9 protein-coding genes and 1 tRNA gene are annotated in these 10,607 nt (G+C 35.0%); 4 read left to right on the forward strand and 6 right to left on the reverse strand.

Features of this window, described 5'->3' with window-relative positions; all coding sequences use genetic code 11:
- Positions 1-376: 376 nt before the first annotated feature.
- Together AB1422_11965 and mutL are read right to left on the reverse strand one after the other, a co-directional pair.
- Positions 377-859, reverse strand: coding sequence for a hypothetical protein (locus AB1422_11965; GenBank protein ID MEW6620029.1), 483 nt, complete (start codon positions 857-859; stop codon positions 377-379).
- Between the two features lie 403 nt (positions 860-1,262).
- Entirely contained in the window at positions 1,263-3,005 is a 1,743-nt protein-coding gene (gene mutL / locus AB1422_11970) for a DNA mismatch repair endonuclease MutL (protein MEW6620030.1), read from the reverse strand.
- Between the two features lie 90 nt (positions 3,006-3,095).
- On the opposite strand from mutL, the gene AB1422_11975 reads away from it, so the two are divergent.
- Positions 3,096-4,505 carry a radical SAM protein gene (locus AB1422_11975; GenBank protein ID MEW6620031.1) on the forward strand — a complete coding sequence of 470 codons (1,410 nt, stop codon included), beginning with the start codon at positions 3,096-3,098 and terminating at the stop codon, positions 4,503-4,505.
- Between the two features lie 182 nt (positions 4,506-4,687).
- On the opposite strand, the gene AB1422_11980 is transcribed toward AB1422_11975, so the two are convergent.
- Both AB1422_11980 and AB1422_11985 read right to left on the reverse strand, forming a co-directional pair.
- The gene (locus AB1422_11980; protein MEW6620032.1) at positions 4,688-5,440 is read right to left on the reverse strand and encodes an MBL fold metallo-hydrolase; all 753 of its coding nucleotides are present in this window, start codon (positions 5,438-5,440) and stop codon (positions 4,688-4,690) included.
- A 252-nt stretch (positions 5,441-5,692) separates the two neighbouring features.
- Positions 5,693-7,978: a tetratricopeptide repeat protein gene (locus tag AB1422_11985; GenBank protein ID MEW6620033.1), complete on the reverse strand. Its 2,286-nt coding sequence runs from the start codon at positions 7,976-7,978 to the stop codon at positions 5,693-5,695.
- A gap of 160 nt (positions 7,979-8,138) precedes the next feature.
- Between AB1422_11985 and AB1422_11990 the strand changes: the two genes are divergently transcribed.
- On the forward strand, positions 8,139-8,318 hold the full coding sequence (locus AB1422_11990) for a hypothetical protein (GenBank protein ID MEW6620034.1): 180 nt from the start codon (positions 8,139-8,141) through the stop codon (positions 8,316-8,318).
- Positions 8,319-8,337: 19 nt separating this feature from the next.
- On the opposite strand, the gene AB1422_11995 is transcribed toward AB1422_11990, so the two are convergent.
- The gene (locus tag AB1422_11995; protein MEW6620035.1) at positions 8,338-9,300 is read right to left on the reverse strand and encodes a 6-bladed beta-propeller; all 963 of its coding nucleotides are present in this window, start codon (positions 9,298-9,300) and stop codon (positions 8,338-8,340) included.
- A 121-nt stretch (positions 9,301-9,421) separates the two neighbouring features.
- Here AB1422_11995 and AB1422_12000 point away from each other — a divergent pair.
- Positions 9,422-9,497: transfer RNA gene (locus tag AB1422_12000), tRNA-His, on the forward strand.
- Between the two features lie 14 nt (positions 9,498-9,511).
- Positions 9,512-10,291: a TonB family protein gene (locus AB1422_12005; GenBank protein ID MEW6620036.1), complete on the forward strand. Its 780-nt coding sequence runs from the start codon at positions 9,512-9,514 to the stop codon at positions 10,289-10,291.
- A gap of 6 nt (positions 10,292-10,297) precedes the next feature.
- Here the strand turns inward: AB1422_12005 and AB1422_12010 are convergent, their stop codons facing one another.
- A complete protein-coding gene (locus AB1422_12010) occupies positions 10,298-10,477 on the reverse strand; it encodes a hypothetical protein (protein ID MEW6620037.1) in 180 nt (59 codons plus the stop codon).
- Positions 10,478-10,607 lie beyond the last annotated feature (130 nt).

Raw genomic sequence — 10,607 nt, forward strand, 5'->3', positions numbered from 1 at the left:
GAAATTTGCAATTGGGTCAGACAACTGTTTTTCAAAGAGCTTTTAATCTGGAGTTATCAACAAGGCAAAACCGGAAAATCTATTGATTCTGTGTTGACAACTCTCTAAAAAACGCAAAAGTTTAGTTTACTATATCACAAAAAATATACTTTGTCAACAGGCTTTCAATCGGCTACCAGGTAACCGTTCAAGTAGTCCTTTACCGCAGAGACGCAAGAGTTCGCAGAGAAGACATAGAAATAAAGTAACTATTCAGCCACTGATTAACACGGATAAAAAAATAAAATCAGTGTTTCATCTGTGTCCATCTGTGGCTGAATAGTTACCAATAAATTTTAATTTTTTCTCTGCGTCTCTGTGCCTCTGCGGTGAACAGTTACGCTACCAGAAACTGATTGACAATTTTTTGCCACTTCTCTTGTTTCGGAAAACAAATAAGGAATAAAACAAAAGATAGCCCGATTAAAAAATAAAATTCTCCTAACAGGCTACCTATTAAAAATAAAACAAGGCCGTATAAAGCAATGGTTTCACATAAAGCAAAGATAAGGATGTTTCCCGAGATTAATGGTCTTATAATTTCATCAATTTTAGATTCTGATGTTAATGGAATTTTACCGGAATTATCTAAAAACCTTTTCAGGATAAGAATAACCACTATGGTTAAAGCAGAGATTAAATAAAGTATGTTTTTAAGCCAGTCAAATTCTTTGAATTTAACTAAACCTTCAAAAGAGAAGTGGTGAAGTATATTTGGGATAAACAGATAAATAATCAACGAAAGGATATTGGCAAAATATACTATTCGAATAGTTAAAAGGGCATGGTTAAATTTAGTTTTTGAAGTTGGTTCTAACATTGTATCTCTCCTGAAAATAGTTAATTAGAGATTAGAGAATTAGTGAATTAGAACCTGCACTCTTGCTAATCTCTAATCTCCAATCTCTAATCTCTATGCTCAATTTTCATCCTCGTTTGTGAACCGCAGGTTCATGCCTGGTTCTCCTGAAAATAATCCGCAGATTTCGCAGATTACACAGATTTTTATTTTTTTATCTCCCCACTGGCGGGAGATTAAGAGGTTAGGGGATTCTTTTATTCCCGAATCCCGAGTCCCTTAATTTTCATCGTCATTTGTGCCTTGGAGGGGCATGTCCGTTTCCCCTGAAAATCGGGACTCGGGACTTGGGGTTCGGGACTCGGGAAGGCTGGTAGCCGCAGGCTTCAGCCTGATTTCACCTGAAGCATCAAACCCTTGTTACTTAAATTCTCATAAATCGTTTCTCCAGTTCATTTAAACTCATCTTGATTATTACTGGTCTGCCGTGTGGGCAGGTAAAAGGTAATTGTGTTTGTGATAATTGTAAAATCAATGCCTCTATTTCCTGTTGAACTAATTTATCACCAGCTTTTATGGCACAGTGGCAACTCATTGAGATAAGTATCTTCTCTCGAATTTCTTGAGGTGTCTTACTCCTTTCTATTGTTTGAATTTCATAAATAAGTTCAAAAATTAACTCCCTGGGCTCTCCTTTTTCTAATGCGGCGGGAACAGAACGAACAATAAATGAATTCTGTCCAAATTCTTCTATCTCAAACCCTAATGAATTAAAAATAGGTAGATTTTGAACCAGAACCGCTGTCTCTTTATAATCCGTCTCAAGGGTAATGGGGATTAGTAGAATTTGTGCAGGTAAAATCCGTTCATCAATGGCTTCCTTCATTAATTTCTCATAAAGGACTCGTTCATGAGCCGCATGCTGGTCAATGATAAAAATATCCTCTTTACCCTGAGCAATAATATAGGTATTAAATACCTGACCAATAACCTGTAATTCAGCAGGAAGTGATAAGTGAGGAGAGGGTAGGGGAGGTATGGTTAGTGGTGAGGGTGGCGTCATAGTAGGTGTTTGTTTAATTGTGTAATCTGGAAGAGGTATTTCCTGTTGCATCATTGGTTGAGGTTTGACCCACTGTGTTTGAACTTCAGGAGGTCGGACATCAGGTATTAAACTCGCCCTGGATAGGGTGTTTCGGATTGCCTCTACCAATAAATTATGCACCTCATTCTCATTATGAAATCGTATCTCCCGTTTTGTGGGATGAACATTTACATCTACTTTGTCAGGGGCGATGTTTATAAAAATTATAACGATGGGGTGTTTATCTTTAGGAAGTAATGTATGATACCCTTGATAAATAGCATGGGTAACAGTTTTATTCATCACATAACGGTAATTAACAAATATAGATTGGAGATTTCTATCAGGACGGGTATGAATCGGTTTGGCTAAAAAACCACTTACTTCAAGCAGATTACTTTTAAATTCAATCGGCAAAATGTCTTGTGATAATTCTTTTCCTAAAAAGTGAAGTATTCTTTCTTTAAAATCCGAACTGGCGGCAACATTGATTATCTCCTGATTATTATGAATTAATCTAAATGAAACCTGCGGATGACTGAGTGCATTTTGATAGACAACATCATTGATATGAGCGATTTCGGTGATATTAGTTTTAAGGAATTTTTTTCGAGCCGGGGTATTGAAGAATAAATTTTCAACTTCAATTACCGTGCCTATTGCCGCACCTATTTCGGTTACCTCTTTGATTTTACCACCCTCAAGTTTGACTGATGTGCCAGAAATACTCTCTTTGGGTCGGGTAATAAGTTTGATTTGAGAGACAGCGGCAATACTGGGTAATGCCTCCCCTCTAAAACCAAAAGAACAAATTGCATCTAAGTCTTTTGCAGTAGAAATTTTACTTGTAGCAAATCGCTCAAAAGCTAATACAGCGTCTTCTTTACTCATCCCCTCGCCATTATCCGAGACTCGGATGAGACTTTTTCCGCCATCAATCACTTCAACCACAACTTTTGTGCTTTTGGCATCAAGTGAATTTTCGACTAATTCCTTGACAACAGATGCCGGTCTTTGCACCACTTCACCTGCGGCGATTTTATTCGCAATTTCCTCTGGTAAAATTTTAATCCTTGAACTCATCCCTCAACTTTTATTGTATAATATTCATTTTATAATGTCAACTAAAAAATAGTTGCAAAGTAGAATTATTTGTGATATAGTTAATCTACGATGAAAATCTTATTAATCTCTCCACCTAAAATGAAAACACAGGATTCCCCCTTAATTGTCTTCGAAGAGGTGCCAAAATACTATCCTCCACTGGATTTGATGTCTATTGCGGCTTGTTTGAAGAAAGATTATGATGTAGAAATTCTGGATGCACAGGTCTTAAATCTGAGTTATGAGGACATTCGTCAGGAAATAATAGCTAAATCCCCAAATATTATTGGAATCAAAACAACTATCTACACATTATTAGAAACGATTGATGTCGCTAAACTAATAAAAGAAATAGACAATTCTATCCATATAAATTTATGCGGTCCTCATACTCATATTTTTCCAGAAATAATTAATTTACCCTGTATTGATTCATTAATTATTGGTGAAGAAGAGATTGTTTTTAGTCAATTAGTAAATTCTTTTCATAATCTAAGTCAGATAAAAGGTATAATTTATAAAGAGAATGGTCAAATTATTCACAGTCCTTCCCAGGAGGTAATTTTCAATCTTGATTCTTTACCTTATCCGGCTCGGGAGATGACTCCATACAAAAAATACACGATTAATTCAAACACGATTTTTACCACGATATTAAGTAGTCGGGGATGTCCTTATGATTGTCTTGAGTGTCATTTGCCTGCATTTAGTAAGAGTTTTCGAACAAGAAGCAGTGTGAATGTAGTTAATGAAATACAAGAATGTTTAAAATTAGGTATTCAGGAGTTTATCTTTGTTGATGATGTGTTCACACTTAATCGCAAACGGGTTTTTGAACTATGCGACGAAATCATAAGACGGAATCTAAAGATTAAATGGCGGATTAACGCCAGAGCCAATAATATCGATTATAGTCTGGTATTAAAATTAAAGGAGGCAGGTTGTCATTGGATTCATTATGAAATGACGAGTGGTGTGCAGAGTATGTTAGATTTTTTAAAAAAAGAAATTACTCTAAAGCAAATCCAATACGCTATTAAAGTCACTCAGGATGTCCGAATAACCAGTTCTGTAGATATTATCCTTGGATTACCTGCACAAACAAAAGAAGATGTTCAGGCGACTCTCAGAGTTGTTAATAAAATTAATCCTGATTTTGTCAATTTTCTGCTTAATCTTCCATATCTAGGTCCGGAGGGTTCAAAAATCCTTATGTGGACACAAGAAACCAGTCTATCTCATTATTACAGGCATCTAAATCTTTTCTTTGATTCTAATCTGGAATTTCCGTTACATCAAAATATCGATGAACTGATAACGCTATTAAAACTTGCCTATAAAAAATTTTACTTCAGACCAGGCTTTTTTATTAAACAGTCTTTAACTTCACATTCCTATGATGTGTTTAAAAAGCGGATAAAGATTAGCCTTAAGGTAATGGTCAGTGAAATGGGGGATTCTCCTGAAAGTAGGAAGTAGGAGAGTAGGAGAGTAGGAAAGTAGGAAAGGGGGAGACATTGCCCCCAGAAGAGGAATACCGTGCACATCCTTTATCCCTTTCCTACTTACCTACTACCTACTTGCCTACTATTTTCATTGCTCTGTCCTCCGCAGGTTAATGTTTATTCCCCCAAATAACTGACGTATTACGCCTTAAGACATTAAAGATTTAATCTCATCAAATCTTCAGATAATAAAAATTCGCCTGAGTAGTGCTTTTTGCATTGAGCGGCTAAATCATAATCATCACATAAAGGATAAAAATGGGTCAGGACTAATTTTTTACAATTAGACTCACTGGCAATCTTAGCGGCAAAATAAGGTGTAAGATGTCCTTCAACCTTAATCTCATCAGGAAAGGCACATTCCAAAATTAATAAATCCGTGTTTTGAGCCAATTTAACTATCTGCGGACAATAATCTGTATCACCAGAGATAGTTACACTTTTGCCCTCTTTGGTCTGGAATCTGTAACCAACACTATTTTCACTGTGGATGATAGGCATTGTCTTTAATCGCCAATTATCAAATTCAATCTCATTATCACGCACTTCTGTAAGGAAGAGATTATAACTTTGTGGGGTAATCCAATCACCATATACTTTAAGTAGTCTATCATAGAAATCTTTAAACCCAACAGGTCCGATTACTTTCAGGTCATTTTCTCTTAATCGTACTGGATTTTTGTAGGCAAAAAGGAATGAGACAAAATCAATCGTATGGTCTGGATGAAGATGGGTGTAAAGTAGATAATCAATTTCTAAATAATCTAACTGTGCCTCTAATAATTTCCTTAGTGTTCCAGAACCACTATCAATGAGGATATTTTGATTTTCAATCTTTAAAAATATAGCCGGCGATGCCCGTTTTAAAGTAGGGATAGCCGTTCCTGAGCCAATAATGATTATTTCCATAAGTAAAATATACTATCGAGGCTTATTATCTAAACTTTGGCAAAAAATATAAGAGACGACAGGAAAAAACTTAAAATTTAAAACTAAAAATGCAAAACTCGTTTATAGTTTATAGTGTATAGTTTATAGTGTATAGTTTATAGTGTATAGTCCTTCCACTAACAACTATCAACTATAAACTATCAACGATTTTTAGTTTTAAGTTTTTCAAAGAAGTTTGCAAATTTGCCAAAGTTTAGTTATTATCTGCCCTCATCTGGGTATTTTACCCTTTAATAGGGCGATTTTATCCTTAATTAATTCAGATAATTCACCTTTACCATAGATACTTGTCGGATAGGTTTTTTGGAGTTTTTCATAAATTAAAGCGGCTTTTTGATATTCACCTGCCTGTTCCTCACATTCTGCAATATGATATAAGGCATGCGGGACTAAATCAGAGGCAGGAAAGTTATCTGCGACCTTTTGCCACTGTTCTTTAGCCTTATCAAATTCTCCCATTGCATAAAATGTTTCTGCCTTTCCGTAGATAGCATAGGGACTCCAATAACTATCCGGATATTCATTAATAAGTTTATCATATTGAGTAATTGCCGAGTTATATTCACCATATTCTTGAGTTCTACGGGCAGTATCATAAAGGACTTTTGATTGTTCATCCTTTAGTTTATTTTCGGCAGTGGTCAGTAATTCTTTAGATGTATTAGCAAATTTAGTGTCAGGATAGGTATCTATTATTTTTTTAAATTGTAAAGCCGCATCTTGTAAATTTCCCTGTTCATAAAGGCGAAGGGCAAGATTATACTCTTCTTCGGCACTCTTTGGCGTTCCTTTTTTTGAAATAGCGACTAAGTTTTCCTCTGACTTTTTAGCATATTCCGTATTCGGATAATTTTCCTTTATCTCTTCAAACCATTCTGTTGCACTCTTATAGTCACCTAAGGCATAATATCGAAGGGCAATATCGAATTTGCGTTTAACTCGGTCGGTTTTCATTGCTTCTTCTGCCTCATTAATTCCAGATTGAGCCAATGTAGCATATTCAGTATTGGGGTAGTTAGTGATAATTTGTTGAAAGGTATTTATTGCCAGAGGATAGCTTTTTTCTTTCATCAAAGTAAGTCCTTTTTTATATATTTTATAAGCCTCATCTTCACTTTCTTTGGTTTCTATTTCTAATAGTTTTTTCTGGGCATCTTCTTTATACTCAGTCTTTGGATATTCGGTGACAATTTCTTTAAATCCCTCTTTTGCCTTAGCCAATTTTTCCTCTTCATAAAGTTTCGTTGATTCCTCCCATTTCTTCTTAGCCTGTAAGTAATCTTTTTCTTCTTCAATCAAGGTCATTGCTTTTTCGGCTAATTTAGCATATTCACTTTCAGGGAATTCAAACATTACTCGTTTAAATTCGTGGATTGCCTCATCATAATTTTTTTGTCTTAGTGCTACCTCTCCTCGGTCATATATGGTGCGTGCCTCTTTGTATGAAGTAACCACTAAATCTTCATTAATTTTTGACAATAATCCTTTAGCCTCATTTATTAGTTTGCTATCAGGATATTTATTAATCAATCTGGTAATTTTCTCTTTAGATTCCTTGTATTTTTTATCGGCATAAAGAGAATTAGCCTGGTCTAATAATTCTTTTGCCTGTTTTTCTTCATACTCTGCTTTAATCTTCTCAATTGCCTTTTGAGAAGAATCAACATATTTACTCTTTGGATATTCTTTTATTAATTTCTCAAATGAAGCGATAGCCTCCTGGTCATTCTCCAATCGGTATTGACACCAGCCAATAGAATATAAGCAATAATCAATATATTTACTTTCAGGATAATTTGTGATAACCTTTTTATATTCTTTTAATGCCTCCTCGAATTTATTTTGATAATAGAAAGATTCACTTATTTTCAATTGAGCGTAATGAGCAAAATTACTTGTTTTAAATTTCGTCAGGAAATCTCTAAATAAAGAAATAGCCTGTTGATAATCCTTTGCCTCATAAGATGCTTTCGCCTTTTGTAACAATTCTTCTTCAGTTTCAGTCTGTTGAATAGTCGGTTGCTGTGTAGTGGCTGTTGCTGTTACAGATTTAGAAGGGAGATATTTTTCTAATTCTGACAGGTTATATTCTGCGTAATTTGCATCCGGGGTATCTGGATAGCGTGTTTTAATTTTAGTAAATGCCCTTTTCGCACCGGCATAATCGCCTAGTTTTTGGAAAGATTCACCAGCTCGACTTAATGCCTGTTTTGCCATTTCTAACCCCGGGTATAAATCTGCCACTTTTTCAAAAAGCATTGCCGCATTTAAAAAATTTCGGAGTTGGTATTCGCATTCTGCTGATAGCAATTGGATATCAGAAACTTTTTCTCCAGACGGATGAAGGTCTAAGTATTTCTGGCAAAATTTATTTGCCTCATTAAAATCACCTTTGTTAAATGAATTAACTGCCTGGTCATAAATTTTAATCTCATCCTGAGCCCAAACATTTATACTTAGCCCTATTAATAATAAACAGATTAAAAATCTTCTCATTTTTTACACCTCACTTTGGGAAGATATAATATTTTTATCATAAATTTCTTCTGCTGTCAAGAAAAAAGTTTGTAAGCGTTCAGGTGGTGTAACAAAAGGAGATGTGGAGATTAAGGAGATAGGGAGATATTATTAAAAAAATTGAAATTAATAGAAATTTATGGAAATTTGTTGTTTTCCACAATCAATTTCTACCTATTTTTGCTTCGCAACATTTTTCGAATTCTATAAATTTCAATCTATTTCTATTATCTTATCTCCATATCACTCTTATCTCCTTATCCCCTTTCTTACACTTTTGATATATAGCCTGAACGGTTACAAAAGTTTGATAAGTTGATAAGGAATTATGTTTATTTCTACTGGATAGTAAGAATAAAGCTACCCGTTGAGGTAAATTTTTGAATACGGTGATTATAGGTATCTACGACATAAAGATTTCCTGCAGAGTTTCTGGCGATACCAGTTGGTTGATTGAACTCACCATCCGCAGAACCAAACTTACCAAATTTAAGGATAAAACTTCCAAAAGGGCTAAATTTCTGTATTCGGTGATTATCGGTATCAAGCACAAAAATATCATCAGAGGCATCCGAACAAATCCCTTGTGGTTGATTAAAATCTCCATCTTCACTACTTCCAAATTTACCCCATTTATGAAGATATAAACCCGTGGGGCTAAATTTTTGAATTCGATTATTGCCCATATCAACCACATAAATATTACTTAAGGAATCTACATCTACTCCTGAGGGATACCTAAACTGTCCCTCCCCGGTTCCAGCACTACCTATTTGAATGGTAAAATTTCCAGTTGAGGTAAATTTTTGTATCCGATGATTATAGGTATCGACAACATAGACATTATCATTCTTATCAACATAGATACTATAAGGTCGGTCAAACTCTCCCTCTTCAAATCCAGGTTGACCAAAAGTTAGCAGGAAATTTCCATCTCTATCAAACTTTTGTATTCGGTAGTTATTAGTATCCGCCACATAAATATTACCAACCGAATCTACTCCTACGCCGTAAGGGAATTTAAACTTACCTGTTTCTGTGCCCATACTGCCCAGTTTCATAATAATATCACCATTTTTATTAAATTTACAGATTCGATGATTATTGGTATCCGCAATATAGATATTATCTTCTTTATCTATCGCAATCCCGTGTGGAAACTGGAGGTTATGGCGACGATAAGTCCATTGAGATAAGGTATCATCACGGTATTCTTCACTTACATTAACAGGCACCTGCGGCGAAGAAGCACAACCAACGAGGATTAAATTAATGACTAAAAGGAATAAAATCTGTCTCATTTATCTTGTAAAGAATTATAGCATTTTGAATTACAATTGTCAACTAATAAGAATACCCCAAAAAATCCTTGACAAATAATGCGGTAATGTGATATACTTATTATTAATAAGGGAAAATATGGTGAGCGTAGCTCAATGGTCAGAGCGAAGGACTGTGGCTCCTTAGGCTGGGGGTTCGAATCCCCTCGCTTATCCCAGAAGAGGCAAAAATATGCACTATGACACTGTATTCAATCGTTCTTTAATTATTTCTACTACCTTTCATATCTGCATAGTCATAATTTTTTTCTTTATTACCTTCCACCCCCCTGTTCCTTTATTTAAAACAATCGAAATCTCAATTGTAAGACTTCCAGAAAAAGAAGAACCAAAACCAGAAATTTTAAAACCTAAAATCACGAAAAAAATTAGTGGAGTCGTTAAAGAAAAACCTCGTTTAAAGGTCAAAAACTTACCACAAGCGATTAAAAAACCTATAATTCCTCCTCCAATTAAATCAACCGGAATACAAGAAGTAAAAGAGATAATAACACCCCTTCCTTCTGCCCCGGGAGGGACTAAAATAGATGATTTTCATGGCGAAGTGCCTGTGCCGAAATCAACTACCCCACAAGAAATTATCTCTACTGGTGAAAAAGATACACAGGTAAGTTCAATTCTTCCTCCTCAGGAAGGGAAAAAAGATGGTGAAACAATAGGTCCTTATATTCATATTGGTGGACCGGCTGGTGAAAGAAAGGTGTTATATCAACCAAAGTTTAAAATCCCTTATTGGTTAGAAAAAAGTGGACAATCCATCAAGGGAAAATTAAAAATCTGGGTTCTACCGGATGGCTCTATTGATAAGGTCGAGATAGATGAATCCTTTGGTTATGCGGAGATTGACCGATTAGCCCAATCTGCGGTCTATAAATGGCGATTCTATAAACTGCCGTCGGATATTAAAAGAATAGATTGGGGCACGGTAATCATTACAATTAAATTAGAATAAAAGTAACTATTCAGCCACGGATGGACACAGATGAAACACGGATTTTTTGTAACCGTTCAGGCTATATATCAAAAGTGTAAGAAAGGGGATAAGGAGATAAGAGTGATATGGAGATAAGATAATAGAAATAGATTGAAATTTATAGAAATAGGTAGAAATTGATTGTGGAAAACAACAAATTTCCATAAATTTCTATTACTCGATGTTCAAGTTTTTGGATAGGACTCAATATGATAGAAGTTTTTGGCACGAATTAGCTAAATAAAGAAAGGTCTTTTGCCGATAGTAGAAATAGTGTGAAGACACGAAATTTACT

It is taken from the genome of bacterium (assembly GCA_040757115.1).
In the GTDB taxonomy this organism is placed as follows: domain Bacteria; phylum UBA9089; class CG2-30-40-21; order CG2-30-40-21; family SBAY01; genus JBFLXS01.